The sequence below is a fragment of the Thermoleptolyngbya sp. M55_K2018_002 genome, assembly GCF_015295965.1.
Lineage (GTDB): Bacteria > Cyanobacteriota > Cyanobacteriia > Elainellales > Elainellaceae > Thermoleptolyngbya > Thermoleptolyngbya sichuanensis.
This window is the reverse complement of record NZ_DVEA01000430.1, coordinates 18130-44883: the sequence shown is the minus strand read 5'-3', so window position 1 is coordinate 44883 and position 26754 is coordinate 18130. Positions and strand designations below refer to the sequence as shown.

The window sequence follows — 26754 nt, the reverse complement described above, 5'->3', positions numbered from 1 at the left end:
CTCTGGCAAGCCCTCGATCACCACTGCCAGACGGCGCGGCGTGCCGTAGACATTCACCGCTGAGGGATTTAGAAAATGTTCACTGAGGCTGGCGGGAATTTTCGTCTGCCACTGGGCGATCGCGCTTGCCACAAACCCGGCGGGCAGTTCTTCTGTCCCCACTTCTAATAAAAACGTCGCCATAGGTGCGATTCTCCAAACCCGGCGGCTCCGTGCGCCTTGCTAGTCCTAACGTTTCTCAACTTCAACAGTGTATCGCAGGGCCGGGGGCGCAAGGACGCATCCCAAAATTGCCTCTGAAATGACCCTAAAAATTAAAAGATTTGGTGCAACACCCAAATCAGCGGGTATCTTGATCAAAGAAATTGCTCCTCACCCGCTCCTCTCCCGGCCCCTTGCTATGAAGCGCCTCTACTACGGCGACAATCTCGATGTTTTGCGCGAACACATCAGCGACGAAACCATCGACCTGATCTATCTCGATCCGCCCTTCAACAGCAAGACTGATTACAACGTCCTGTTCAAAACGCCCAAAGGCGAACACTCCGAAGCGCAAATCACCGCCTTTGAAGACACCTGGGAATGGGGCCCAGAGTCCGCCCGCTCATTAGAACAGCTCAAGTTTTCAAATGGCGACTTGGCGCAACTGCTGGATTTGGTCGTGCAAACGCTGGGCAAAAACTCGCTGTCGGCCTATCTGGTGATGATGGCAATTCGCCTGGTAGAACTGCATCGCGTCCTAAAGCCAACAGGCAGCATCTATCTGCACTGCGATCCAAATGCTTCTCACTATCTCAAGATGATTTTAGACATCATCTTTGGCGCAGCAAATTTTCGGAATGAGATTATTTGGAAACGCACGAGCGGTCATGGCGATGCTCGGCGAAGGTTTGGTTCTGTAAGCGATACGATTCTGTTTTACTCCAAAACAGACAAATACCTATTCAAGCGTCAGTTTACAGAGCATGATGAGAGCTATCTCAACCGAGATTATCGCCACATCGACACTGATGGTCGCCGTTACCGTCTCGATAACTTAGCTAGCCCAAACCCTCGTCCAAACCTGATGTATGACTACAAGGGATATCAACATCCTCCGTTTGGTTGGCGGGTGTCACTTGAGAAAATGCAACAGCTTGACGCAGAAGGTAGGTTGAAGTTTCCTGCAAAAAAAGATGGTCGAATTCTGCTCAAACGCTATCTAGATGAAAATCCAGGACTACCCGTTGGTAACGTTTGGACTGACATTCAACCTATTAATGTTCGAGCCAAGGAAAAACTAGGTTATCCCACACAAAAACCGCTGGCATTACTAGAACGAATCCTGGAAGCCAGCAGCAATCCGGGGGATGTCGTGCTTGATCCATTTTGTGGCTGCGGCACGGCGGTTCATGCAGCCGAAAAGCTGGGGCGACATTGGATTGGCATTGACATTACGCATTTGGCGATTTCGCTGATCGAAAAGCGGTTGCGCGATGCGTTTCCGGGAATTCAGTTTGAGGTGGTGGGCGACCCGGAAGATTTGGACGGGGCGAAAGATTTGGCACGGCGCGATAAGTATCAGTTTCAGTGGTGGGCCTGTTCGTTGGTGAATGCTCAACCGTTTCAGGGCAAAAAGAAAGGCGCAGATGGCGGCATCGACGGGCAAATTTTCTTTAGCGATTGGGCTGACCCAATCAAAAAAGATCAGGTGGTGATCAAAAAAATCATCGTCAGCGTGAAGGGTGGTGAAAGCGTGACGCTGACGATGCTGAAGGATTTGATCGCCACTGTGCAGGGAAACAAAGCGGCGATGGGGCTGTTTGTGACGCTGGCTCCGCCAACTAAGCCGATGATCAAAGAAGCGGCATCTGCGGGGTTCTATCGGGCGGGAAATGGCAAAGATTATCCGCGCATTCAAATCTTGACGATTGAAGGCTTGCTAAGCGGGCGCGATCGCCCAGCATTTTTTGACATGGATATGCGCGGACTCACTTTCAAAAAAGCCCCGCGAGAAGCCGCGCCAGGAATCCAGCAAGAGCTAGCCCTCACCCTAAATCCCTCTCCCGCAGGAGAGGGACTTCAATCCGGCTCTCCTTCTCCCTTTTTGGGAGAAGGGATTGGGGGATGAGGGCGAAGATCCTGCTGAATTTTGCGGGCGCGGCGGTTGATAATAGCGGCATGGACGATTTTTCCACTGCTTCCACCCTGTATTGCCCCTTGGCGGCGACCGACCAGCTTTGCTATATTCACATTCCCAAAACAGCGGGGTCTACCCTAACGGCGATCGCCGATGCCCAGTTCGACGTGCGCCAGATCGCGCCAGGGCCGTATCAGCTACCTGCGCTTGATCCGGCGGCTCAGGGGCGATCGCCCACCGAATTGCGGCAGTTGCTCACGCGCTATCGCTTTATCCGGGGACACTTCAGCCACAACTTGATTCGGCAATTTCTGACGCGCCCGGTCTACATCACCGTGCTACGCGACCCGGTGGATCGGGTGATCTCGCTGTATGAATTTTTTCGGCGGGCGGCCCAGCGGGGCACTGCGGAAACGCCGGAATACGAAGTGCTGATGCGGGCGGCGGCGGAACACGACCTGTTGGGCTTTGTGCTGCATCCCGACCCCATTGTGCAGCAGCGGACGAGCAATTTTCAGACGCGACAGTTGGCGATTTGGGAGGGGGATGAGGCGGCGCGGTCGGCGGGCGATTCCCAAGGGGATTACTTGGCGAATTGCCTCCAGTCGGCCTGCGCCAGTGTCGATCGCTTTGCCTGGGTGGGGCTGATGGAACAGTTTCAAGCCTCGGTGCAGCTTTTGAACTACCGATTTGGCTGGTATCCGGCGGCGGAATATCAAAACCTGCGCGTGGTGACGCATCGGTCGCGGCGGGAAGGTCTGTCGCCAGCGGTGATCGAGGCGATCGCTCAGCACAACGCCCTCGACCAAGCGCTTTACGACCACGCCAAGGCCCGCTTTGCTGCCCAATATCAGCAGATGCTTGAGGCTCTAAACCAGCACGAGAACTTGCAAGATGCCAGCAACCCGGCCGCGGTGCAGGCCGCGCTCCAGAAGCACTACGCCCGCCACTATACGGCGACGCACCCACCGGAGCAGTTTCCCGAGGTCTCCCGCAAGCGGTTCGTTTACGACTTTCGACAGCCGCTCTCTGGCGAAGGCTGGCATCGGCGCAACGGTCGCTTTAACGGCATTTCGCCGCAGGATGCCACACGCTGGTCGGGCCCGGGCCCGGTGTCGGTGCTGGATTTGCCGCTGGCAGGGCCGCTAGCGGGCAAGGCCGACGTGCGACTGACGCTGGAGATCGAGCAGGCGATTCGCGAAGCGATCCCGTCGGAAAGCGCCCCCGACCTGCTCGACAGCCTGGAACTGACGGTCAACCAGCATCCCGTTCCGCTGCAATGGCAAACGCGACAGACCGGCGGGGGGGTGCTGACGGGCACGATTCCGGGAATTGCCCTCCGCAGCCCCCAGCCCTTCGCCCGCTTCACCTTCCGCCTCAGCCACACGCTGCCGCTGAATATTAACAATCCCGCATCAGCAGACGATCGGCTCGTCGGCTTTGCCCTCCGACGGTTGACGCTGGAATCGGTTCGCCGCTGGTGGATTTGGGCATAAAGTTTGGGTGCTAATTTATTCAGCGTTTTGGGACTTCCAGCGATCTTATGCGTAGCTCTGCTTGAGGGACGGGGTTTTGGGTGACGCGAAAAGCTTCCTACTCCCAGTCTCCAGCGGGATCGCCCTCTTCTTCCGCCATGACCTTGAGGCGAATGCGGCGGGAGGTGCCGCTGGCCGGGTCGCCCAGTTGAAGTTCCAAAATTTCGCCGGAGAGCGGAGTCAGGTATGCGAGGAGCGATCGCAGGTTTGGGGTGCTGCTGCCGCTGTCGAGGTAGACCCGCTCTGACAGGCTGACGATGCGCCGCCAGGTGGTGTAAAGTTTGGCGATCGCCTGTTCGAGTTGGGCTGCCTGGTTTACCAGGTCGGCGGTGCTGTTCAGGCAGCCGATTCGCATCGCTTCTTCTAGGGCGCTTTCCAGATCCAGCCCGTCGCGGTTGAGCGCCTGCACCTGGGTTGCAGCATTGAGGTATTTTGCCAAAAAGCGGGCTTCGGCGGTGACCTGCTTCACGGTGTCGATGTCAGGATTTTCTGCCACTTCGTCTCGCAGGTGAACTTGGTGCGCTTCGGGCAGTTTTTCCATTTCGCGCACCAGCGGAGCCAGATAGCGCGTGGGCAGGGTGTGGTCGGCGGCTTTTTCCTTCACCTCGATGGGCAGCAGGTCAGAGGTGACAGCGGTCCACTCGTCCGCCAGTTGCCGCACCTCTCGCCGCGTAATGCGATCGCCCCGATGGGCGGCCTCGCTCACCATCTGCTGCACTTCCGGCGCGGCCTGGGCCGTTTCGATGAAGGCGCGTTTGCTAAATTGGCTCACATCTTGCGGCTCCAGCAGGCCCTCTTGCAGCAGCAGGTCGGCGCTGTCGGCCAGCTCCATCAGGTTATAGGCATGGCTTTTGCTAATTTCTCTATCTGCCAGCCAGCGCAAGAAGCCAGCGCCACCCGCATTGCCGACGCGCTTTTCACGATCGCGCACGGTTTTCAAAATGCGCCCGCGCCAGATGTCGGTCTGCAAATCGAAGCGATCGCACACCTGCCACGCCGCCTCGATCTGCTGCTGAAACTCGTAGTCGGAAATCTGCTCATCCTCTGGGTCAGGAAGCTGAAAGGTCAGATCAACCTCAGGGGTGGTGGATGTGAGGTCAGAAATATAGGGTGCGGCAACCATATCTAGCGTTTGGCAGGAGCAGTTTTGAGGGGCTGGATTATTATGGCAGGTTTCCCGCAACTTTTCAGAAGACCTGCTAAAAGCTTTGTCTAGCCCACGGCCGTCAGTGCGGCCAGCAGCGCCCTCAGCAGCGAGGCCATCAGCAGCGAAATACCGCCCACAATGGCAACAACGGCGATCGCAATCAGGGCCACCGTTTGGCGATCGGCAGCCTCACTCTGGGCGGGGTTGGCCAGGTGCGCCTCCAGCAGGGCCAGGTTGCGGGCGTTGCTTTTCCATACCGCATCAAAAAAATCGCCCATCCCCGGCAGCAGCCCCAAAATACTGTCTAGGGCGAGGTTGCCCACCATGCGGAATAGCGTTTCCGTGGGCAGGCGAAACCGCAGACACTCCAGCACTAGATAGGCCGACAAAAATAGCCCCACCACGTCGCCGCCCCCCGGAATCAGTCCCATGATCGGGTCTAGCCCGATGCGATAGGCCGTACCCGGAATCGGAATAGCGTCATCCAGCAGGTAGGCTAGCGTGCGAATGCGCTGGAGGGCGCTGGCATCGGCAAGGGCGCGAGAGTCTCGCTGGCGTGACATAGGGAACTCGGGTTAAAAGGCGCGATCGCCCCGGCAGGGTCTCTCTCAAACAAGCTGGGCGGGTATGGGCACCGGGGGCGATCGCTGGGGAGGACTAGCGTGGGGACTATTCTCGTGAGGACTCTTATGGCGAGGACTCTTATGGCGAGGCCTCTGGTGACGATGACATAGCCGGGAAATGAGTCGTCTGGGGTGTAGAAGTCACTATGCAGCAGTCAATGCAGCAGTCACTTTGAAAAAGTCACTGTGCAAAAGGAGTGCATCCCACTTTTGTAACCCTCACCCTAAATCCCTCTCTCAGAGCGGGAGAAGGACTTTGAATCCGGCTCCCCTTCTCCCGTTTTGGGAGAAGGGGCTGGGGGATGAGGGCGAATTTGCATAACTTAGGATGCGCCCTCCAAAACTCACTGTGAAAAAGTCACTGTGTAGAAGTCACCCTGTTGTTCCTGAAGTCTATCTCTAAAGCACTGCGGTTGAGGCCCATGATCATGCGTCCTATTCAAGCAATTTTCGGCAGTTTGGCGATCGCCACGATGCTCTCGGTGGGCTGCTCCTCTATGCAGCCACAAGCCTCGGTTAGCCCAACGTCTGGGGTTGCCCCGTCGGCCCCGGTTCCCCAGGCTGAACCTCAGACCGATGCGGGAGCTGGATCAAGGGGCACGTCTCCCAGCCCTGCGCCAAAGCCGCCTGCCCCTGTCACCCAGACCCTTGGCACTCCCCTGCCCATTGAGCAAATGGCGATCGCAGGCATTCCGCTCCAGGCTCCAGAGTCAGCCGTCCGACAGCGGTTTGGAGAACCCCTGAGCCAGGTGGATGAAGACTGGGCCTGCTGCGGCATGGTGCGAATCTTGGGCTATGCTCCGGATACCACGATCAAGCTGCTAGAAAGTCCAGACGGCAGCACGTTTGAGGTTTTTTCTTTTAGAACGCGCAACCCCGACCTGGCAACGCGGGCCGGCATTCGCGTCGGCGACTCGCACCAAACCCTGCTTCAGACCTATGGCCCGCCAGACGGCATCCGCGAAGAAGAGGGCTACACCCTGCTGTTCTACGGTGTACCCGATGAGTATGCGGCAGCGCTGTGGTTCAAACTAGAGGGCGATTTGCAGAGCGATCCTTCCAGGAATCGCATTGTCGAAATCGGCTACGACGCTCAATTGACTTAGATGACTTAGACGTATGACTTAGATGACTTAGACGTAGGCAGTGCGAAGACAGTGCGAAAGAAGCATCAGTCGCATCCTAATCCCAGATCCCTAGCGGCGGAAAGGGGGAAAATCGAGAGAAGGCTTACGCGAAAACCCCGTCGAAATTTGATACCTTAGTACTATAAAATTTCTCGCAACTGCCATGCAGAAACGGGTTTGGCGCTGCCCACTTCTTGATCGACAGACTCCACATCTAGAGTTTCCGTTACAAGAATTGCGCTTCAAAATCCAGGGATGGTGTTAATCTGATGCTCAGCCCTGTTTGCGGTTTGAGTTATGTCCTTTGTCGGTCTGCATATTCACAGCGACTATAGCCTGCTAGACGGCGCGAGTCAGCTTGACCAGCTCATCGACCGGGCGATCGAGCTAGGAATGCCAGCGATCGCCATTACGGATCACGGCGTGATGTACGGCGCGATCGAGATCCTCAAGGTATGCAAAAAGCGCGACAACGCCGTCAAGCCCATCATCGGCAACGAGATGTATGTGATCAACGGCGACATCACCAAGCAGGAGCGTCGCCCCCGCTATCATCAGGTTGTTCTTGCCAAAAACACGCAGGGCTACAAGAATCTCGTCAAGCTGACCACCATTTCTCACCTCCAGGGTGTGCAGGGGAAGGGCATTTTTTCGCGCCCCTGTGTCAACAAAGAACTGCTGGAGCAGTATAAGGACGGGCTGATCGTCACCAGCGCCTGTCTCGGCGGCGAAGTGCCCCAGGCGATTATGCAGGGCCGTCCGGATGTGGCGCGGCGCGTTGCCCAGTGGTATAAGGACGTGTTTGGCGACGATTACTATCTGGAAATTCAAGACCACGGGCTGCAAGAAGAGCGCATCGTCAACCCCGAAATCGTCCGCATTGCCCGCGAGCTAGACATCAAGCTGGTCTGCACCAACGATTCGCACTATATCTCCTGCTACGACGTGGAAGCCCACGACGCGCTGCTCTGCATCCAAACGGGAAAATCCATCGTGGAAGAGAAGCGGCTGCGCTACACGGGCACGGAGTATTTGAAATCCGCCGATGAGATGCGGCTTTTGTTCCGCGATCACCTGCCGCCGGATGTGGTGGAAGAGGCGATCGCCCATACGCTAGAAGTCGCCGAAAAGGTCGAAGGCTACAAAATTCTGGGGGAACCGCGCATTCCCAACTACCCCGTGCCCGACGGCTACACGCCTGCCACTTACCTCGAAGAAACCTCCCGATCTGGGCTAGCCAAGCGCCTTCAGGTCGCCACCTACCGTGAAGTCCCCCCAGACTATCAGGAGCGGCTGGAATACGAGCTGCAAATGATGCACCAGATGGGCTTCGACGGCTACTTTCTGGTGGTGTGGGACTACATCAAGTTTGCGCGAGATCATGGCATTCCCGTGGGCCCAGGGCGCGGGTCGGCGGCGGGGTCGCTGGTGGCCTACTCGCTGGGCATCACCAATATCGATCCGGTGCATCATGGCTTGCTGTTCGAGCGGTTCCTGAACCCTGAGCGCAAGTCCATGCCCGATATCGACACAGACTTCTGCATCGAACGTCGGGGCGAAGTGATTCAGTACGTCACCGAAAAGTATGGCACCGACCGGGTGGCGCAAATCATCACCTACAACCGCATGACCTCCAAAGCCGTCCTCAAGGATGTGGCGCGAGTGCTGGATATTCCCTACGGGGAATCCGACAAGATGGCGAAGATGATTCCCGTCGTGCGCGGCAAGCCCACCAAGCTCAAGGTCATGATTTCTGACGAAACGCCCACGCCGGAATTCAAGGAGAAATACGATAGCGATGCCGTTGTGCCTGGCAGCGATCCGCCCGTCACCTACCGCCGCTGGATTGACATGGCCATGCGGATCGAGGGCACCAACAAATCAACCGGCGTTCATGCGGCGGGCGTGGTGATTTCGGCAGAACCTCTGGACGAAGTGGTGCCGCTGGAACGCAGCAAGGAAGGCGGCGTGACGACGCAATACCCAATGGAGGACATCGAACTGCTGGGCCTGCTGAAGATGGACTTCCTGGGGCTAAAGAACCTGACGATGATTCAGAAAGCGGTGGATCTCATCAGCAAGACCCACGGCATCCAGGTTGATTTGGACAATTTGCCGATGGAAGATCCGGCCACCTATCAACTGCTGGCGCGGGGGGAACTGGAGGGCATCTTCCAGCTAGAATCCTCCGGGATGCGGCAGATTGTGCGCGATCTGAAGCCGTCGGGCCTGGAGGATATTTCCTCGGTGCTGGCGCTGTATCGTCCCGGTCCGCTGGATGCAGGGCTAATTCCCAAGTTCATCAACCGCAAGCACGGTCGCGAACGGATCGAATATGAACACGAGCTGCTCACCACCATTCTGAATGAGACTTACGGCATCATGGTCTACCAGGAGCAGATCATGAAAATCGCCCAGGACATGGGGGGCTATTCGCTGGGGCAAGCCGACCTGCTGCGGCGGGCGATGGGCAAAAAGAAAAAAGAGGAGATGGAGAAGCATCAGAGCATCTTCACCGAAGGCGCAGAAAAGAACGGCGTGCCCAAGAAGGTGGCGGCAGATCTGTTTGACCAGATGGTGAAGTTTGCGGAGTATTGTCTGAGCTATGACACGAAGATTTTGACTGTGGAATATGGGGCGATCGCCATTGGTGAAGTTGTAGAACGCCAGCTTCCCTGCACCGTGTTCAGCGTCGATGCCAACGGGTTTGTTTACACGCAGGCGATCGCCCAGTGGCACCCTCGCGGGCTGCAAGAGGTCTTTGAATACACCCTGGAAGACGGTTCCACCCTCCGCGCTACCCCCGATCACAAGTTCATGACGGAAGATGGCGAAATGCGCCCCATTGACGAGATCTTCGAGAAAAATCTGGCGCTAAAACGAGTTGCCGTCCCTGTGCCTGCCGGTTCGAGAGTTTGAGCAATGATCTCCCCAAGCCTTTACCCTGGTGAGTCCTGAAATGGTTAGCACTGATCCCCAATTTTCAATTCCTCGGTCTGCCCTGGCTGGAGAGCGGCGGGTCACGATTCATCAGCTCAACTGGCAGGGCTATCAGCAGATTCAACAGGCCTTGGGAGAGCGGCGATCGCCCCGCCTCGCCTACGACCAAGGCACGCTAGAGCTAACCATGCCCCTGGAAGAACACGAAAGTTTTGCAGAATGGATTGGGCTATTGATTCGGATTTTGGTGGAAGAGTTTGGGTTAAAAATGAAGTCCATCGGTTCTACAGCGCTGGAGTATCCGAATCAGGAGTGCAGCGTTGAACCGGATAACGCTTACTATATTCAAAATCAGGCGAAGGTGAGCGGGCGACGCATTAATTTTGAGCAAGATCCCCCGCCTGATTTAGTCGTGGAAATCGACATTACGCACACGGATATTGATAAAAACCGCCTCTATGCCAGCATCGGGGTTCCGGAGTTTTGGCGCTTTAACGGCACCGCCTTAGGCATCTACCAACTGCAATCTCAAGCCTATGTTGAAGTAGAACATAGCCCGACGTTTCCTAAAGTACCCAAAGACAAGTTCTATGAGTTTTTGCAGCAGGCTAGCCGCGATGAAGTAGAGGCAAGTCGTGCACTGCGGGCGTGGGTTCGTCAGTTGCAGTCAGGCGATGTTTAGGGAGTAATCGAGATTGGGATAGGCATGAATCGGTAGTAAAGATTGGATTTTTAAGTTGGGTTTCACGGTAGGTTTCACAGACGGAAGGGGAAGGGGCGATCGCCAAGATGGTTAAAATTATCAGCCGCAAGTCATTAGGCACCCAATGGGTTTACGATATCGGCGTTGAGCGCGATCACAATTTTGTGCTGGAAAACAGTCTGATTGCCTCCAATTGTTTTAATAAATCCCACTCTACGGCCTACGGCTACGTCACATTTCAAACGGCGTATCTAAAAGCCAATTACCCCGTGGAATATATGGCGGCGCTGCTGACGGCCAACAGCGACGACCAGGACAAAGTGCAGAAATATATCTCCTCCTGCACGATGATGGGCATTACCGTGGAGCCGCCGGACATCAACCGATCGGGAGTGGACTTTACGCCGCTGGAGCGCAGCATTTTGTTTGGGCTGTCGGCGGTGCGAAACGTCGGCGCAGGCGCGATCGAGAATATTTTGCAGGCGCGAGAGTCCGATGGCCCCTTCAAGTCTCTGGGCGATCTGTGTAGCCGCATCGACCCGCGCACGGTGAACCGGCGAGCGCTGGAGGCGCTGATCCAGTGCGGAGCGATGGACTGCATCGAGACGAATCGGCGGCAGTTGATGAATGATCTGGATTTGGTGCTGGAGTGGGCGCAGTCGCGGGCCAAGGATCGGGCAATTGGGCAGGGGAACCTGTTTGATATGCTGGGCAGCGTCAGCGAAGCGCCGGGGAGCTTCGAGTCTGCGCCCAAGGCTCCCGCCGTAGAAGACTTTCCACAGCAGGAGCGGCTAAAGCTGGAAAAGGAACTGTTGGGCTTCTATGTGTCGGATCATCCCCTGAAAAATATTCGAGAAGCCGCCAGAATCCTGGCTCCGATTAACCTGAGTAGCTTGGAAGAGCAGCCGGAGGGCAGCAGCATCAGCGCGATCGCCATGCTGACGGGCGTGAAGCCTGTGGTAACGAAAAAGGGCGATCGCATGGCCATCATCCAGCTTGAAGACCTGACGGGGCACTCCGAAGCCGTCGTCTTTCCGCGCACCTATGAGCGCATCGGCAGCCTCATCGTGCAGGAGGCGCGGCTGATGATCTGGGGCAAGGTGGACAGGCGCGACGAGCGCAGCCAACTGATTGTCGAGGATGCCGAACCCGTGGAGGACGTGCAGTTGGTGATGGTAGAGCTAGACGCACAGATTGCAGGCGACATTGTGCAGCAAAACACCCTGCGCGAGGTCATTCTCAAAAACCGGGGCGACGAAGACCAGTGCAAAACGCCCGTCGTGGCGATCGTCGCTGGGGCGCATCGTCGGGAACTGGTGCGTCTGGGCAATCAGTTCCGCGTGCAGGATTATCAGGCCGCTGTAACCGCGCTGAACCGAGCCGGATTCCGCGCCCGCTCGACCGCGTTGACCAGTGCTTCTTGAGAAACGAACGCACGTGGTCAGAAGAAAACCTTGATCACTTGTCCCTGAATCTCTTGGCCCAGCCAGGGCGTATTGGCAGAGCAGGAATGAAGCGTTTGGTGGGTGACTTTCCACAGCGGGCGCGGGTCGAATAGCGTCAGAGGGGTAGGCGTGTCAGGGGCGCTTTGCGAATCGATCCCGACGGGAATCGCCCTCAACTCCTCTCCCAAACACCGCAGCGGATTCGTACTCAGCGCCCGCCACAGCGTCAGTGCGGGCAACTGTCCTGGCTCCACCAACTGCTGCCAGAGCAAGGGCAGCGCCAGTTCCAGCCCAATCGCCCCCGGCGGCGCTTCGGCAAAGGGGACGGTTTTTTCTTCGTAGGTGTAGGGGCTGTGGTCAATGGCGATCGCCTCGATCACCCCATCGCGCACTGCCTGGATTAGCGCCGCCTGATCTGCGGGCGTGCCCAGGGGGGGCTCCAGCCGCAGATGGGGGTCGTAGCCACCCACGGCCTGGGTATTCAGCAGCAGGTGATGCCAGGTGGTGCTGGCGGTAATCGGTAAACCACGGGCCTTGGCCTGGGCAATGAGATCCACGCTGCGAGCCGTGGAGACGCGCATCAGGTGAACGGGTGTGCCGATCTGGGCGACGCATTCTAGCAGGGCCGCGAGGGGGGCAGTTTCGGCGATCGCAGGCGCACCGGGTAGCCCAAACCGAATCGCGTCTGGGCCGTCGCGCATCACGCCGTTGCCCCGCAAGGTTTCGTCGCAGCACCAGAGGGCAATCGGCCGGTGCAACGCTTGGGCATATTCGAGCGATCGCCGCAAGAGTCCCCACTGGCGGATGGGTCGCCCGTCGGCAAAGCCCGCAATGTCCGTCTGCGCCAGTTCGCCCAGTTCTGCCATCTGCTCACCTTTGGCATCCAGCGTCAGAGCAGCCCAGGGTTGCAGGCGAGGCAATCCGGCTGGGGCGTGCTGCTGTATCCACTCCACATCGGCAGGCGTGGCAATCGCCGGATCGGTGTCGGGCAGCAGCAGCACCCGCCCAAAGCCGCCCGCCCGCGCCGCCCGGTGCAGCGAGGTCAGCGTTTCCCGCGATTCGTAACCCGGTTCCCCAGAATGGCTGTAGAGATCCACCAGCGCCGGCCCCAGCACCAGCCCCGAAGCATCCGTCACCGTCACGTCAGCGCTGGGCGGCTCCACATCGTCGGCAATTCCCGGAGGGATCGCTTCGCGAATCATCGGCACGCTGTCCGACTCGATCCACACATCCACCACCCGATCCGTTTCTGCCACGGGATCAAGCAGCCTGACCTGGCGGAACAGTTCACTTGCCATAGCCCCTCTACAGCGCTCCAGCGGCCGTCTTGTCTAGCACGCCGCTGCCCAAGTGGGTGGTAATGTTGAGCGATTGCAGCATGGGGCGGTTTTCCGGGCCGCGGGGATAGTCAATCACCGTGACTGCGCCGTTGCCCTGCTTAAACACCCAGAACTTTTCCGGGCCCCAGCCCATCAGACCGCTGAGGATGGCTTTGTTGACCGCATCGTGGGCAACCACGAGGACTGTTAGGGGGCGATTCCCGCAGGGGTCGCTTCGCGAATTGCCCGTCGAACTGGCCACGATCTCGTTCCAGGCGGCGATCGCCCGCTCCCACACCTGCTGCAAGTTCTCCCCAGCGGGCATCTGCACCGTTTCCGGGGTCACCTTCCAGGCGGCCAGTTCATCGGCATAGACCTCTTGAATTTCCTCCTCCAGCTTGCCTTCCCACAGTCCGTGGCTGATTTCCTTGAGGCGATCGTCTGTCTCCAAGGAAACATCGGGATGAAATTGCAGGATCAGTTCCGCCGTTTCCTTGGGGCGCAGCATGGGACTAGTGATGGCGCGATCGATGGGGATATCTTTCAAAAAGAAAGCGGCTTTTTCGCCCTGGATGCGCCCATTTTCATTCAGTGGCACGTCGATTTGACCCTGAAAGCGCTTTTCGCGGTTCCAATCTGTCTCGCCGTGGCGCACCAGCAGCATTCGCGGGCCGCGATGGTTGCCGCGCACGTCTGGCAGGGGCTTGCCCAGGTGATCCACTAGATTCACCGATTCCAACTGCACGGGTTCGCCAAAGCCGCCCGCAAAGTTCAGCACGCTGATGGCGCAGTTGGCTTGATTCAGCGCGTGATAGTCTGCCGGTCCCAGCCCAACAGCCGTGCCAATTAGCGCCCGGTTGATGCCGCTATGGGCGACCAGCAAAATTGTCTCCCCTGCGTGCTGCGGCAGCGTGTCGCGCCAAAACTGCTCTGCCTGACGGTACAAGTCCACCACCGGGAAAAATTCCTGCTCCCCTTCTGGGGTCGCCAGCCGCATCTTCAGCTTTTCTGGTTCCTGTTGCCAGTGGCGATAGGACTCTGGAAATCGCTCCTTCACCTCGTCAAAGGGCAGCCCTTCCCACTCCACCATGTTGATTTCCTTGAGGTCGTCCCGCAGTTGCAGGGCTGGTGGGTTCTCAAGCTGGGCAGTGAGAATTTCGGCCGTTTCCCGCGCCCGCTGGAGCGGACTGGCGTAGATCGCGGCAAAGGGCAGCCCGCGCAATGCCAGCCCCGTCAGCCGGGCCGCCTCCCGCCCTTCGTCTGTCAGCGTAGACTCGTCAAAATGCCCCTGGATGCGGCGCAGGGTGTTGTAGGTGCTGATGCCGTGGCGCACCAGGATGACGCGAGTAGCCAGGGCCGTGTCCTCCGTGTATGAAAGGGGTGTGTATGAAAGGGGTGTACAGGGTGCAGAGGGTTGCTTTCAAATAGAAGCATTCTACCCCGTTCGTTCTCCGAATCTGGGGGGAATCTGGGACGAATTTGGGGAGAATCTGGGGGCAATCTGGGGAGGATCTGGGGGCGATCTGGGGACGATCTGGGGGCGATCTGGGGGCGATCGCCCTGCATCACACCCCATCCTGCCACACTTGCCGCTGTCACTCGATAATCTGATGCTCTATCGAGCGGTGGAATTCACCCGGTCATCACTGCTGCAACGGGGGAACAGTGAGATAATGCCGGGATAACCCTGCGCTATGGCTGAACGTTCGTCACTCAAAACGTTCGTCACTCAATTCGTTACTCAATCTGTCACGCAAAGCAGCAGGGTTTAGTCCCGTTGTTCGTGTTCCATTCCCAACCTCAAATTCCGCAGTAAATCCTCCCGTAAATTTCTCAGTAAATCTTCCAGTAAATCTCCCAAGGTTCATCGTCTGTTAACCCAGCGCATAGCCCCAACCCCTTTATTTCTTCTCTGAATCTCTAACCCCTCTCCCCAAAAGGCATGACCCTCAAACGACTGATTCTCAGCGTGTTGACGCTGTTTGTGGCAATTTTGGTCGGCGGTTCGCTCTGGAGTAGTTTTCAAGAGCCGCAAATTACGAACCGTTTGCAGCTTTATCAGACCAACTTGCTGCTGCACGCCACAGCGGCGACCGAGATCACGGGAGAGGTAGACGGGGCGGTCTTGCAAAAGGCGCTGCTGGGAGAGTCTCCACTGAAAACGGCGCTGGAGCAGTATCAAGCTGTTCGGAAGGCGGCAGAGGCCGATCTGGCGAAGCTGGAAAAGCGTCTAGCGACGGTTGATCCGGCGGTGCTGGGAGACTCTGGCCCGCCGCCCGCTGCGTCCTCGCGCCCGATTCCGTCGCGCACGGTCGATTCGCAAGCGACCCGCCTGACCACCGCGCTCCAGCAGCAGCGATCGCTCCTCAATCAGTTGGACTTGAGCATTGGCATTTTGCAGGCGGAGCAGGGCGATCTGACCGCTGCCCAGCAAACCTGGGGGAAACTGGCCGAAAACGCCGCAGCAGGCAGCCCCGCAGCAGGCAGCCCCGCAGCGGACACCGCGAGAACCCTGACGGGCCTCTGGAACGAGCCGCCCCGCATTGTGCCCGATGCCGAAATGCAGCTTCAGAAGGGGCTGGAGGGCTGGTTTCGCTATACAGCGCTGGATCGACTCTATAGCTTGCAGCAGCGCACTGAGGCGCTGAACGCGCTGCGGGCAGACGAGGCCGCGATCGCCCAGGGAACCCTCCTGAAGCTGGCGCTGGTGGGGACGGTGCCTGTGCTGGGGGCGATCGCCGGAGCGGGGCTACTGGTTTTTCTGGTGGCGCAACGGCTGACGCAGGGCAAACAGTCGATCCTGGCGCTGAATGGCGAGGTGCCCTGGGACGTACCCTGGGATTGGGAAATCATCTGGCAAGTGCTGATTGTCGGCTTTTTTATGGCAGGGCAGGTGGTTGCGCCGCTGATTGTCGGGGTGCTGAGTCCAGTCCTGGCTGCTTTTGGGCCACGGGCAAAGGCGGTCTATGCCTTTACCTACTACCTGCTGATGGCGGGGTCGGGGCTGGCGGTGCTGTACTGGTCGATCCGCAAGTGGATTCCCCTGCCCAAGGACTGGTTTCAATATCGCGGAGCCGATCGCTGGCCCCTGTGGGGGTTGGGCGGCTATCTGGTGGCGCTGCCGCTGATGATTGGCGTGTCGCTGGTGAACCAGCAAATCTGGCAGGGGCAGGGCGGCAGCAATCCGCTTTTGCAAATTGTCCTGGAAGAGGGCGATGCGGTGTCGCTGGGGCTATTTTTGTTCACCGCTGCGGTCGCTGCGCCCATTTTTGAGGAGACGCTGTTTCGCGGGTTTCTGCTGCCGTCGCTGACGCGCTACGTGCCTGTGTGGGGGGCGATCGCCCTCAGCAGTCTGCTGTTTGCCGTGGCCCACCTCAGCCTGTCGGAAGTGATCCCGCTGACGACGCTGGGCATGGTGCTGGGCGTGGTCTACACGCGATCGCGCAACCTGCTGGCTCCCATTCTGCTGCACAGCCTGTGGAACGCTATTACCATGATTGGGCTATTCGTGCTAGGGAGCGGGGCGCGGCTATAAAGTCAGCCAGTCCTTGAGACCTCGCAGCACGATGTCCCTCACAGAACCTCGCAGCACTACAGACCTCGAAACGCTATGGCCGAATAAACGCTGACGGTGGCTGGAAATTCTCCACAGGCACATCCTTCAGCGCCCGCAGCATAAAGTTTCGCCAAATCGGAGCGACATAGCGCCCCCCCGTTGCGCCCTGTCCGACGGGGCTATAGTTGTCGTTGCCCACCCACACGGCTACCGAAAGCTGAGGCACATAGCCCACAAACCAGATATCTCGTTCCGCAGAGGTTGTGCCCGTCTTGCCTGCCGCCGGGCGGCCGATATCTGCCCCCTGCGCCGTCCCGCGAGTAATCACGCCCTGCATGATGTCGTTCAGGGAAGCAACCGCCCAGGGATCTAGCACCAGTTGCGGGCGGGGAGTGTTGTCTAGCAGCACACGCCCGGTGCTGTCCGTCACGCGGACGATAAAGGTCGTGTCCGACTGCCAGCCGCCGCTAGCAAAGGTGGCATAGGAACCCGCCATTTCCAGCGGAGTCAAATCCACCGACCCCAAGGGCAGCGACACAACCGGCTCGATAGGACTCTTGATGCCCAGGGTGCGGCAGACTTCGATGACGCGGTTAATCCCCACTTCTTGCCCCAGCTTCACAGCAGGGATATTGCGCGATTGCTCCAGCGCCGCCCGGAAGCTCATGGCTCCATAAAAGCCGCCGCCATAGTTCTGCGGGCGGTAGGTTTCGTAGCCGTCGGGATAGCTGACGGGCGTGTCCATCACAGTAGACTCTGGCGTGTATTTACCCGAAGCCAGTGCTGCGTAATACACATACGGCTTGAAGGCAGACCCCGGCTGTCGCATTGCCTGGATCGCTCGGTTGTATTGGCTGGTCTGATAATCCACGCCGCCGACCATTGCCTTCACGAAATGGGTGCGCGGATCGACGGCCACCAGCGCCATCTGGTCTGCCCGAACGCCCTGGCGACGCAGGCTGCGGTGTCCTTCCCGAACCACCTGTTCGGCCATATTTTGCATATTCAGGTCAATAGTGGTCTGCACCCGCATCCCACCTTTAAGTACGGCATCTCGACCAAACCGCGTCTGGAGTTCTTGCTCCACGGCTTCAGTGATGTAGGGCGATCGGCTGGTGGTGAAAGAGGTAATGTCGCCCAGGATAATCGGCTGCTGCTTGGCAGCGGCAGCTTCCTGGGGTGTGATCCACTTTAGCTCCAGCATCCGGTTCAGCACGACCGCCTGACGACGCTTAGCCAGTTGGTAATCCACGAAGGGGCTATATTCTTCTGGAGCCTGGATTAGCCCAGCCATCATGGCCGCCTCCGCCAGATTAAGCTGCGAAGCGGGCTTGCGGAAATAGCTCTGGGCGGCGGTCTGTGCGCCGTAGTTGTTGTGTCCCCAATAGACCTGGTTCAGGTACATTTCCAGGATCTGGGGCTTGGTGAAGATTTGCTCTAGACGCAGGGCCAAGACGGCTTCGGCGATTTTGCGGCTGAGCGATCGCTCTGGCGTAAGAAACAGGTTCTTAATCAACTGCATCGTCACCGTCGAGCCGCCTTCCACCGTGCGCCCTTCCTCTAGGTTGCTGAGCAGCGCCCGCCCCACGCTGGTGGGGTTAATACCGTGGTGCTGATAGAAATAGCTGTCTTCAATCGCCAGCACGGCCCGCTTCAGGTGCGGTGACACCTCATCCAAGTCCACCACTTCCCGATTGAATTCGTCGTGGATGCTGTCGAGCAGCACCCCCTTCACGTCATAGACATAGCTCGTCTCAGCAGGGATATAGTTCCGCAGCACTCGAACATCAGGCAGGTTGCGGAAGCTAATCGCCAGCCCTACCAGCCCCCCCGCGATGACAGAACTGGTCAGCATTGTGGTGCCCAGCAGCGTTCCAGCCGTGACCTTGCCGACCGCCTGCACAAACTTGTAAATGGGGGCAAGATTACTGGTCTGAACATAGCTCTCAACCCGAGGCGCATCGGCAGCATTGGCAGCACGCACCTTGGCAGATGCTTTCTTCTGGGGCTTCTTTTGACGGGCGGTGTTTGACGACACGGCAGGAAAGAGTTGGGGATTCAGTCAGAAAGGGTTACAGGACGGAGGAAAGGGTGAAGTGGGGGTGCGTCACCGCAGGAGATAGACTCGACCTCACTGGCAAAACTACGGGAAGTTGTGAACCTTCAAGCTGAGCAGCAAAAATGGCGATGTGCAGGTAGTAAAGCGAGACGAGTCGTGAAAAAATGAGACTTTGGCTTTTGGAACAATTTGCGCTGAGGGATGCCCCACAAACTACCTATATCGAGAAGAACCTACATCGAGATGGATTCAGAGCATAGGCTAAATGAGTTAGAGAAAAGAAAAAGAAGTCGAGTAACTAACTAAGATAGCGGAGGATCTGCTGATTCGTCATGGCTTTTGTCATAGGTATTGTGACTCAGGTATTGTGACTCACTAAAGCTGAGCTATATCGAACCGCCACTCTTTTTTATAACTTGAAGTACAGCCTTCAGTAAGTATGGCTGATGATTACATAATTTTCGAGTCTTGCGCGGTTTTCTAAAGATAGGGAGCAGATTTGCTCTACAGGGGGCATCAAAGGTTGCCCGATTGCGCCTATCGCGGTTTTTATAACTGTCAAATTGTTACTGTCAACTCATTCCTCCAGTACCGTTTATCCTATGGCTGACTTATCGACTGATTCCTCTTTTCAATGGCTGTATCGGGGCATCAGCGAAATTTTTCCCGATCAGCGGGAGTCTCAAAACGCTGATGAGAACCTGGCGCGGCGGCTAGCGGAGAGCGATCGCCCCCTACGCATTAAGTTTGGCATCGACCCCACGGGCACGGACATTCACCTGGGGCACAGCACGGTCTATCGCAAGCTGCGGGCCTTTCAAGACGCAGGCCACACGGCTATTCTGCTAATCGGCGACTTTACTGCCCGCATCGGCGACCCCACCGGCAAGTCGGACGTTCGCAAGCAGTTGACGGAGGCAGAAGTGGCTCAAAACGCCCAGACCTACCTCGACCAACTCCGGCCGATTTTGGACTTTGACACGCCGGGGCGACTGGAGATCCGCTACAACTCCGAGTGGCTATCGAAGCTAGACCTGGCAAAGATTCTAGAACTGCTGGGCACGATGACCGTGGGGCAAATGCTGGCGAAGGAGGGCTTTGCCGAGCGCTATGAAAAAGAGACTCCGATTTATCTGCATGAGTTTCTCTATCCGCTGATGCAGGGCTATGATTCGGTGGCGCTGGAGGCGGATGTGGAACTGGGCGGCACGGATCAAAAATTTAACCTGGCGGTGGGGCGCGATTTGCAGCGGCACTTTGGGCAGCGACCACAGTTTGGGCTGCTGATGCCGATCTTGCCGGGGACGGACGGTGTGCAGAAAATGTCCAAATCGCTCAATAACTACGTGGCGCTGCGGGAAGACCCGCTCTCGATGTATTCCAAGCTGGAGAAAATTCCCGACAGCGCCATCCTGCAATATTTTGAGCTACTCACCAACCTACCGCTGGACTCGCTGCCAGAAAACCCGCGCGATCGCCAAAAGCTCCTTGCCCTCGAAGTGGTCAGCCAGTATCACGGCAAAGAGGCGGCTCTCGAAGCCCAGAAAGCGGCGCTGAATCTGGTGCAGGGCGATGCAACCAAGGCCGAAGCCGTGCCGGAGTTTTCCCTCGCAGAGATTCAGTTTCCCGCCAAGCTGGCCTATATTCTCAGCGCCAGCGGCCTGTGCAAGAGCAGCAGCGACGGACGGCGACAGATTCAAGGTGGCGCGGTGCGGCTGGATGGCGATCGCCTCGACAATCCTGACACCAGCTTCGATACGCCCGACGCGCTGACGGGCAAAGTTCTGCAAGTGGGCAAGAACCGCTTTGCCCGACTCGTGTCCTAGTGCTGTGTCACAGCTAGAACTTAGGTTGGCAGTAAACGCTTTAGCGCTGAAGCGCGTACTACGTTGGCTCAATCAATTCTTCAAGTACGGTCGCCCAGTCCACAGTGGTGTAAACGCTTTAGCGCTGAAGCGCATACTACGAGCCAAGGCATCACCCCAAAACTAAACTATGACACTGCACTAGTTAGTAGCTTGATTGAGGCGGGTGAGTCACGCAAAACGACTGATTCCTCTCTAGCGGCTACTGTTGGGCAGCAGCGGCCGCACCACCATAAACCCAGCCCCAAAAGCCGTGATGATAATCGCCAGCACGGTGAACCAGAGCCAGAGTCCGCTGAGGTCGCGGGGGCTGCTTTCCGATGGGTCGCCAAGGGGCAGGCTACCGGGCTGCTCTGTAAACCGGAGGCTGTCTGCGAGGGCGTGGGCCTCGGAGATGGCAGGCTGAGACGGCGGGGCTTTGGGTTTGGAGGAGGTAGGCGATTTCTTGGAAGGCGTTTGAGAGACAGGCGGGGCAACGGGGCGGATCTGCTGGGCGATCGCCGCTGCGTCTTCCTGGTCGGCGCGAGTGGGCGCAACCCATGCTGGTTGAGACATGCCTGCAATCTGCTGAAGATTTAGCACCGACGCACTCAGTCGCTCAATTTCCTGGCGAAACTGCTGATTTTGATAGGCAAGCTGCTGGTTCTGCTGATGCAGCGAGTCCAGCATGGCTTTGCTAGCCTGAAGCTCTGCCGATAGCTCGCGATAGACCGACATGGGCACCGTCGGCGCGTAGCCCGCAGCGGGCGCGGCAGGAGGATTGGGCAGGGCGGCCCCAGGGTTCCGCAGTGAAGGATCTGGGTTGGATTGGGGTTTCATGCGTCGGATCTTGCGTAAAGGGATTGGGGGTGTTTAGGGGTTGTCTAGAGTTTGTCTAAACAATTTTGTCTAGGTGATCAGGACTGGACAGTAGTCGATCACGAGTCTTACTAAGGGTATGGGCAATTTTCAAAAAAGGCTCATTCAGTCCACTAAATTTTTTGTTGCAGGTTTGTCGAAGGTTTGTTGCCGGTGCAACTGCGAGGGCGTGTTTTAAAGCCGATCCCCCCTGCCCCCCCTTAAAAAGGGGGGAACCGAGCCAAACCACTCCGGAAGTCCCCCTTAATAAGGGGAATTTGGGGGGATCGACTCAAGGCAATCAACGACCTAGAAGGTTTTAAGACCCTGCCTAGCGTTCTTCCCAGCGTTTTGAGGACATCTTTGGGCGATCGCCCTTACTATATAACTAAAACATCCGCACTATCCACAGTCAATCGAAGGATCGAATGAATAATCGACTATCGAAGCCACGCCGTTCCCTAGCCAGGGGCTTCAGTCCCTCCTCAGGTCGCCCCGTCAGGCCAGCCCCTCCAGTTCGCTATGGTATGACTATTGCAGGTCGCTCCCGTATTCTTCCATGCGAATCATGATTTTCAGGCTTTTCTCACGGCTCATAGGTCGGCGGCGCGGATGGCGCTCTGGGCGCACAGGCTTTCACCAGAGTCCTACTTGGACGGTGGCCCCCAGGCTGCGCTGGGCAGTGCTGTCTCTGGGCGTGCTGCTGGTCATGGCGATCGCGCTCACAGGCTGCAACCCGACGCAGTTCACCACCCAGGCAGCCCAGGTGCCGCGCATCGTGCTAGCAGAACTGAGCGATCCCAAAACGTTTAACCCCCCTATGAGTAACGAGGTCAACCCGTCGCTGGGGTTGATGTTTAATGGACTGCTGTCGCAAAACGGACAAACAGGTGAGCTAGAGCCGGAGCTAGCCGAGTCGTGGGAAATTTCTGACGATCAGCAACGCATTACGTTTACCCTGCGCGACGGGCTGAAATGGTCTGATGGCGAACCGCTGACGGTAGATGATGTGCTGTTCAGCTTCAACGACATCTACTTCAACCCAGATATTCCCAGCAGCGAGAGCGACATCTTGCGAATTGGCACAGAGGGCAAGTTTCCCACGGTGACGAAAGTGGGCGATCGCCAGGTCGAGTTTGCCTCACCGGAGCCCTTCGCCCCGCTGCTCCGCTTTGCTGGAGGGGTGCCGATTCTGCCCAAACATGCCCTAGCGGATTACGTGTTCTCCACCGGATCTGACGGCAAGCCCCGGTTTCTCTCCGTTTGGGGCACTGACACACCACCATCAGAATTAATCGGCAGTGGCCCCTATCGCCTTAGAAGCTATCAGCCCGCCGAGCGGATTACGCTGGAACGCAACCCCCACTACTGGCGCAAAGACGCGCAGGGCAACCCCCAGCCCTACATCGAGCAATACATCATGCAGATTGCAGGTTCGACCGACACGGCGCTAATCCAGTTTCGTTCCGGCGGGCTGGATGTGCTGGGGGTCGCGCCGGACTATTTTGCTCTGCTGAAGCGCGAGGAAGAACGCGGCAACTTCACCATCTATAACGGCGGCCCGGCGCTGACGACGACGTTCCTGGCCTTCAACCTCAACCAGGGCAGCCGCAATGGCAGACCCCTGGTAGATCCCATCAAATCCCGCTGGTTCAACAGCGTGGAGTTTCGCCAGGCCGTCGCCTACGCGCTCGATCGCCAGCGCATGATCAACAACATTTACCAAGGTGTTGGCGTGCCCCAAGACTCGCCCATTAACAAGCAAAGCCCCTATCACTTATCGCCAGAGGAAGGCTTGCCCGTTTATGACTACAACCTCGACAAAGCAAAGGAACTGCTCCAGCAGGCGGGCTTTCGCACCAATGCCCAAGGGCGGCTGACCGATGCCGACGGCAACCTGGTTCGGTTCACCCTCATCACCAACGCAGGCAATAAGATCCGCGAAAGCATGGGGGCCCAAGTCAAGCAAGACTTGGACAAGCTGGGTATGACGGTGGATTTTCAGCCGATTGCTTTTAACACGCTGGTCGGCAAGCTTTCCGACACGCTGGATTGGGAAGCGCATATTCTGGGCTTTTCGGGCGCGGGCGTGGAGCCAGACGGCAGCCGCAATGTGTGGTCAGTTGACGGGACGCTACACGCTTTTAATCAGGGGGCACTGCGCGGACAAGACCCCATCGAAGGGCGCGTCATCGCTGATTGGGAGCAGCGGATCAGTGACCTCTATATCGAAGGTAGCCAGCAGTTGGACGACGAAAAACGCAAAGCCATCTATGCCGAAACGCAGCGCCTTGCACAGGAATACCTGCCGTTTATTCACTTGGTGAATGCGCTGTCGCTGTCGGCGGTGAGAAACACCGTAGACGGGGTAAAATTTTCTGCGCTGGGCGGTGCGCTCTGGAACATTTACGAGCTGCGAAAAATCAGCCCGGAGTAAGCCGGGGGGGAAGATTGAAAATTGAAGATCGAAGATTGAAGATCGAAAACTGATATAGCTTATAGCTCTCAACTGCAAAAATGCCGAAATACGTCATGTGGGGCAGCTACTGTGAAAACGTCGTCGAAAAACGCGCCCCCTATCGCCAGGCCCACCTCGATCGTCTCGCTCAGCTTAAAGCCGCAGGCTCCGTCGTCACCCTTGGCCCCACCCAAGACCTGACGATGGTGTTTGGCGTGTACGACGCGCCCGACGAGGCCGCTGCCCGCACGCTGGTCGAAGAAGACCCCTACTGGAGCGCGGGTATCTGGACGGAATATCACCTGAAGGAATGGATTCAGGCGTTTTAATCGGCCGGCTCGTTTGCCTGAGCCATGCACTGCTCAACCTCTGCCAGCGGCAGGCTTAAGGCTTCGGCGATTTGTTGGGCGCTGAGGCCGAGGGCTTGCAGCTTGGGAATGGCCTCGTAGCGCGATCGCTCTGCTGCATCTGCCCGCTGCCGCTCTGCCTCGACTCGCTGCCGTTCCTGCTCCACCAAGTCCCACAGTTCATCAGGAATCAGCAGCTTTTCGCCCGTGTCTTCCCGATAAAAGGCAATGAGTTCCCCATCAGGGTGCAGCCGCAGGTTCAGCACGGCGCTGCGCCCGTCGGTAATCGGCTCATACACCTCACGGTGCAGCCGATAGCCGCGCAGTTGTTCAGGAATCCATTCGCCCTTGGGGTCAAACAGCCAATATTCCTGCACGCCCAACTGCTCATACAGCGTGTATTTGAAGGTTTCGTCGTGCCGGGCCGTGCTGGATGAGGTCATCTCAAAAATCACCGCAGGCACTTCGCCCTCTTCCCAAATTTTGTAGCTGTCGCGTCCGCCTGGCTCTACGTTTTGGATCACCATCACGTCTGGAGCCACCCGCAGGCGGGGAAACCCCTGGGCGTAATACAAAAACTGATCTGCCAGCACCGTTGCCCGCTGCCCTTTGAGGTACTGTTTTAGCACTTCCAGGGTCACGATAATGGCGTATAGGTGAATATAAGTTTCGGCCAAGGGTTTACCGTCGGAACTGGGATAGACCACCGGGGGGGGCGATGGAGCGGTTTCCGGTGGCAGAGCAGGCTGGGTTTGGAGCGGTTGAGTCACCATTTGCGCTGACCCCAAGGCTGTAGAGTAGAGAGCGATAAGACCAGAGAGGACTGACGCACTTGCGATAAGCTCTTTGGGTTTTGGACAATTTTTGCGGGCTGCGCCTGCGAAAAATTGTCCAACTGCGTAAGTCCTGACCAGAGAAGGATAAAACTAGACTAGCAGGCGGGGGGCGATCGCCCTAAAAGCAGCCTGAAGCCAGCCAGAACCCCCATCGATCGGTTTCCCCCAATTCACCCCAAGCTCTAGAATGCTGGGAGGACTTCACGACACAGCGGCATGGATATTAAGAGCGGATTTATCGGCACGATTGGGAATACGCCCCTGATTCGCCTGCACAGCTTTTGCGAAGAAACGGGCTGCGAAATTTTGGGCAAGGCAGAATTTCTCAACCCCGGCGGCTCTGTGAAAGATCGGGCGGCGTTATACATCATCCAGGATGCCGAACAGCAGGGGCGTTTGAAACCGGGTGGGACGGTGGTAGAAGGGACAGCAGGCAACACGGGCATCGGGCTGGCCCACATCTGCAATGCCAAAGGCTACAAGTGCCTGATCATCATTCCCGAAACCCAGTCGCAAGAAAAAATGGAGCTGCTGCGGACATTGGGAGCAGAAGTGCGTCCGGTGCCCGCTGTGCCCTATCGCGATCCAAACAACTACGTGAAGCTGTCGGGGCGGATTGCCGAAGAAACAGAGAATGCCATCTGGGCGAACCAGTTCGACAACCTGGCCAACCGGCGGGCGCATTACGAAACCACCGGGCCCGAAATCTGGATGCAAACAGACGGCAAGATCGATGCCTGGGTAGCGGCGACGGGCACAGGCGGCACCTACGCCGGAGCCGCGATGTTCTTCAAAGAAAAGAACCCCAATATCCGCTGCGTGCTGGCTGACCCGATGGGCAGCGCGTTGTACAACTATTTCAAAACGGGAGAGCTCAAGATCGAAGGCAGCTCGATTACGGAAGGGATTGGCACGAGCCGCGTGACGGCCAACCTGGAGGGTGCGCCAGTGGATGACGCGATCCGCATTGACGACCATGAAGTGCTGCGCGTGGTCTATCAGCTTTTGCACAAAGACGGGCTGTTTATGGGCGGTTCAGTCGGCATTAATGTGGGAGCGGCGGTAGCCCTAGCCAAGCAGATGGGGCCGGGGCATACGATTGTGACGGTGCTGTGTGACGGTGGGGCCCGCTATCAGTCGCGTCTGTATAACCGCGAATGGCTGGCAAGTAAGGGCTTGCTGATTGCCAGCTAGGGTAGCAGGTGGGTGCGCTGGAGCCAAAGACGCATGTCGTCGTATTCCAGTTCACAGTCGCAGCTTTCGGCTAGTACGATCACGGTTTGCGAGTCTGGAGACCTGAACCAGGCGCGAACTGTGTAGCCCGGTTCGGGGCGAGTAATCAGAACCGGAATTGCGTCCAAATTGCCTGGTTGGGCGCTGGGATCTGCTTCGCCCTGCTGCCGGAGAAAGTCCGGAAGTGCGAGGTTCGCTGGATTGGGCAGGCTGCGGATGCGGAAGGAATAAATGCCGCGAGGGGCGATCGCCCGTCCCCCCTGTTCCACACAACGCAGCACCTCAAAGGTTCCAGGGTCGAGGACTTCTACCGTGCCGTCGGGCAGCGTGCGGGTTCTGAAGTTCTCTGGAATGGCGATCGCCACACCAAACTGTGGCAGTTCCAGCGTCCGCAGGCTGCCTGAGGCGTGCACTTCGGCGATGTCAGGGCAAGGCGTAGCTCCCAGTTCTGATGCCAGATTGGTTTCTGATGCCAGATTGGTTGGCCCAGAGCGTGGCAGCGCCAGGGACATCCCTGCACCCAGCAGCGCGCCTGTGAATAAAACCAAAAGCTGAATTTTCATCCCCTGAACCTGCTTCTAGACATGCAGCAGCCAGCGCCAGCG

The 26754-nt window shown here is 57.7% G+C and carries 20 protein-coding genes; 11 read left to right on the top strand and 9 right to left on the bottom strand.

The window, feature by feature from the left end:
• The coding region (locus IGS51_RS21605; RefSeq protein ID WP_297080867.1) for a glycine--tRNA ligase subunit beta at nt 1–183 on the bottom strand (183 nt) is incomplete at its 3' end.
• Between the two features lie 217 nt (nt 184–400).
• On the opposite strand from IGS51_RS21605, the gene IGS51_RS21600 reads away from it, so the two are divergent.
• Nucleotides 401–2110, top strand: coding sequence for a DNA methyltransferase (locus tag IGS51_RS21600; RefSeq protein WP_297080865.1), 1710 nt, complete (start codon nt 401–403; stop codon nt 2108–2110).
• Nucleotides 2107–3615 (top strand): sulfotransferase family 2 domain-containing protein, encoded by a 1509-nt coding sequence (locus IGS51_RS21595; RefSeq protein ID WP_297080864.1) that lies wholly within the window; start codon nt 2107–2109, stop codon nt 3613–3615. The genes IGS51_RS21600 and IGS51_RS21595 overlap by 4 nt, the downstream gene beginning before the upstream one ends.
• A 97-nt stretch (nt 3616–3712) precedes the next feature.
• Here the strand turns inward: IGS51_RS21595 and IGS51_RS21590 are convergent, their stop codons facing one another.
• Both IGS51_RS21590 and IGS51_RS21585 read right to left on the bottom strand, forming a co-directional pair.
• Nucleotides 3713–4777 (bottom strand): hypothetical protein, encoded by a 1065-nt coding sequence (locus IGS51_RS21590; protein ID WP_297080862.1) that lies wholly within the window; start codon nt 4775–4777, stop codon nt 3713–3715.
• Nucleotides 4778–4866: 89 nt separating this feature from the next.
• A complete protein-coding gene (locus IGS51_RS21585) occupies nt 4867–5364 on the bottom strand; it encodes a DUF4112 domain-containing protein (protein WP_297080860.1) in 498 nt (165 codons plus the stop codon).
• A 488-nt stretch (nt 5365–5852) separates the two neighbouring features.
• Between IGS51_RS21585 and IGS51_RS21580 the strand changes: the two genes are divergently transcribed.
• The 4 genes from IGS51_RS21580 (at nt 5853) to IGS51_RS21565 (ending at nt 11618) form a co-directional block, all read left to right on the top strand.
• Nucleotides 5853–6530, top strand: coding sequence for a hypothetical protein (locus IGS51_RS21580; protein WP_297080858.1), 678 nt, complete (start codon nt 5853–5855; stop codon nt 6528–6530).
• A gap of 318 nt (nt 6531–6848) precedes the next feature.
• Nucleotides 6849–9470: a DNA polymerase III subunit alpha gene (locus tag IGS51_RS21575; protein ID WP_297080856.1), complete on the top strand. Its 2622-nt coding sequence runs from the start codon at nt 6849–6851 to the stop codon at nt 9468–9470.
• 40 nt (nt 9471–9510) lie between these two features.
• Complete coding sequence (locus IGS51_RS21570) at nt 9511–10173, top strand: Uma2 family endonuclease (RefSeq protein WP_297080854.1); 663 nt, start codon at nt 9511–9513, stop codon at nt 10171–10173.
• Between the two features lie 107 nt (nt 10174–10280).
• A complete protein-coding gene (locus tag IGS51_RS21565; protein ID WP_297080852.1) occupies nt 10281–11618 on the top strand; it encodes an OB-fold nucleic acid binding domain-containing protein in 1338 nt (445 codons plus the stop codon).
• A gap of 17 nt (nt 11619–11635) precedes the next feature.
• Here IGS51_RS21565 and IGS51_RS21560 read toward each other — a convergent pair whose 3' ends face one another.
• Together IGS51_RS21560 and IGS51_RS21555 are read right to left on the bottom strand one after the other, a co-directional pair.
• The gene (locus tag IGS51_RS21560; RefSeq protein WP_297080850.1) at nt 11636–12937 is read right to left on the bottom strand and encodes a dihydroorotase; all 1302 of its coding nucleotides are present in this window, start codon (nt 12935–12937) and stop codon (nt 11636–11638) included.
• Between the two features lie 7 nt (nt 12938–12944).
• Nucleotides 12945–14291: a histidine phosphatase family protein gene (locus tag IGS51_RS21555; protein ID WP_297080848.1), complete on the bottom strand. Its 1347-nt coding sequence runs from the start codon at nt 14289–14291 to the stop codon at nt 12945–12947.
• Nucleotides 14292–14900: 609 nt separating this feature from the next.
• Between IGS51_RS21555 and IGS51_RS21550 the strand changes: the two genes are divergently transcribed.
• Complete coding sequence (locus IGS51_RS21550; protein ID WP_297080846.1) at nt 14901–16493, top strand: CPBP family intramembrane glutamic endopeptidase; 1593 nt, start codon at nt 14901–14903, stop codon at nt 16491–16493.
• Nucleotides 16494–16566: 73 nt separating this feature from the next.
• Here IGS51_RS21550 and IGS51_RS21545 read toward each other — a convergent pair whose 3' ends face one another.
• Nucleotides 16567–18429: a transglycosylase domain-containing protein gene (locus tag IGS51_RS21545; RefSeq protein WP_367279409.1), complete on the bottom strand. Its 1863-nt coding sequence runs from the start codon at nt 18427–18429 to the stop codon at nt 16567–16569.
• A 746-nt stretch (nt 18430–19175) separates the two neighbouring features.
• On the opposite strand from IGS51_RS21545, the gene tyrS reads away from it, so the two are divergent.
• Nucleotides 19176–20399 carry a tyrosine--tRNA ligase gene (gene tyrS / locus IGS51_RS21540; RefSeq protein WP_297080844.1) on the top strand — a complete coding sequence of 408 codons (1224 nt, stop codon included), beginning with the start codon at nt 19176–19178 and terminating at the stop codon, nt 20397–20399.
• Between the two features lie 234 nt (nt 20400–20633).
• Here the strand turns inward: tyrS and IGS51_RS21535 are convergent, their stop codons facing one another.
• Entirely contained in the window at nt 20634–21257 is a 624-nt protein-coding gene (locus IGS51_RS21535) for a hypothetical protein (protein WP_297080843.1), read from the bottom strand.
• A 727-nt stretch (nt 21258–21984) separates the two neighbouring features.
• On the opposite strand from IGS51_RS21535, the gene IGS51_RS21530 reads away from it, so the two are divergent.
• Nucleotides 21985–23712 carry an ABC transporter substrate-binding protein gene (locus tag IGS51_RS21530; protein ID WP_367279408.1) on the top strand — a complete coding sequence of 576 codons (1728 nt, stop codon included), beginning with the start codon at nt 21985–21987 and terminating at the stop codon, nt 23710–23712.
• 80 nt (nt 23713–23792) lie between these two features.
• A complete protein-coding gene (locus IGS51_RS21525) occupies nt 23793–24062 on the top strand; it encodes a YciI family protein (protein WP_277773324.1) in 270 nt (89 codons plus the stop codon).
• Here IGS51_RS21525 and IGS51_RS21520 read toward each other — a convergent pair.
• Entirely contained in the window at nt 24059–24853 is a 795-nt protein-coding gene (locus IGS51_RS21520; RefSeq protein WP_297080837.1) for a Uma2 family endonuclease, read from the bottom strand. The two genes, IGS51_RS21525 and IGS51_RS21520, sit on opposite strands and share 4 nt — an antisense overlap.
• Before the next feature lie 279 nt (nt 24854–25132).
• Here IGS51_RS21520 and IGS51_RS21515 point away from each other — a divergent pair, with 279 nt between their 5' ends.
• The gene (locus IGS51_RS21515; RefSeq protein WP_297080835.1) at nt 25133–26110 is read left to right on the top strand and encodes a cysteine synthase A; all 978 of its coding nucleotides are present in this window, start codon (nt 25133–25135) and stop codon (nt 26108–26110) included.
• Here the strand turns inward: IGS51_RS21515 and IGS51_RS21510 are convergent.
• Nucleotides 26107–26712, bottom strand: coding sequence for a hypothetical protein (locus IGS51_RS21510; protein ID WP_297080832.1), 606 nt, complete (start codon nt 26710–26712; stop codon nt 26107–26109). The two genes, IGS51_RS21515 and IGS51_RS21510, sit on opposite strands and share 4 nt — an antisense overlap.
• Between the last annotated feature and the right edge of the window lie 42 nt (nt 26713–26754).

Coding starts and splice junctions, on each gene's coding strand:
- IGS51_RS21600 (WP_297080865.1), top strand. CDS start 401: ATGAAGCGCCTCTACTACGGCGACAATCTCGATGTTTTGCGCGAACAC.
- IGS51_RS21595 (WP_297080864.1), top strand. CDS start 2,107: ATGAGGGCGAAGATCCTGCTGAATTTTGCGGGCGCGGCGGTTGATAAT.
- IGS51_RS21590 (WP_297080862.1), bottom strand. CDS start 4,777: ATGGTTGCCGCACCCTATATTTCTGACCTCACATCCACCACCCCTGAG.
- IGS51_RS21585 (WP_297080860.1), bottom strand. CDS start 5,364: ATGTCACGCCAGCGAGACTCTCGCGCCCTTGCCGATGCCAGCGCCCTC.
- IGS51_RS21580 (WP_297080858.1), top strand. CDS start 5,853: ATGCGTCCTATTCAAGCAATTTTCGGCAGTTTGGCGATCGCCACGATG.
- IGS51_RS21575 (WP_297080856.1), top strand. CDS start 6,849: ATGTCCTTTGTCGGTCTGCATATTCACAGCGACTATAGCCTGCTAGAC.
- IGS51_RS21570 (WP_297080854.1), top strand. CDS start 9,511: ATGGTTAGCACTGATCCCCAATTTTCAATTCCTCGGTCTGCCCTGGCT.
- IGS51_RS21565 (WP_297080852.1), top strand. CDS start 10,281: ATGGTTAAAATTATCAGCCGCAAGTCATTAGGCACCCAATGGGTTTAC.
- IGS51_RS21560 (WP_297080850.1), bottom strand. CDS start 12,937: ATGGCAAGTGAACTGTTCCGCCAGGTCAGGCTGCTTGATCCCGTGGCA.
- IGS51_RS21550 (WP_297080846.1), top strand. CDS start 14,901: ATGACCCTCAAACGACTGATTCTCAGCGTGTTGACGCTGTTTGTGGCA.
- tyrS (WP_297080844.1), top strand. CDS start 19,176: ATGGCTGACTTATCGACTGATTCCTCTTTTCAATGGCTGTATCGGGGC.
- IGS51_RS21535 (WP_297080843.1), bottom strand. CDS start 21,257: ATGAAACCCCAATCCAACCCAGATCCTTCACTGCGGAACCCTGGGGCC.
- IGS51_RS21530 (WP_367279408.1), top strand. CDS start 21,985: ATGGCGATCGCGCTCACAGGCTGCAACCCGACGCAGTTCACCACCCAG.
- IGS51_RS21525 (WP_277773324.1), top strand. CDS start 23,793: ATGCCGAAATACGTCATGTGGGGCAGCTACTGTGAAAACGTCGTCGAA.
- IGS51_RS21520 (WP_297080837.1), bottom strand. CDS start 24,853: ATGGTGACTCAACCGCTCCAAACCCAGCCTGCTCTGCCACCGGAAACC.
- IGS51_RS21515 (WP_297080835.1), top strand. CDS start 25,133: ATGGATATTAAGAGCGGATTTATCGGCACGATTGGGAATACGCCCCTG.
- IGS51_RS21510 (WP_297080832.1), bottom strand. CDS start 26,712: ATGAAAATTCAGCTTTTGGTTTTATTCACAGGCGCGCTGCTGGGTGCA.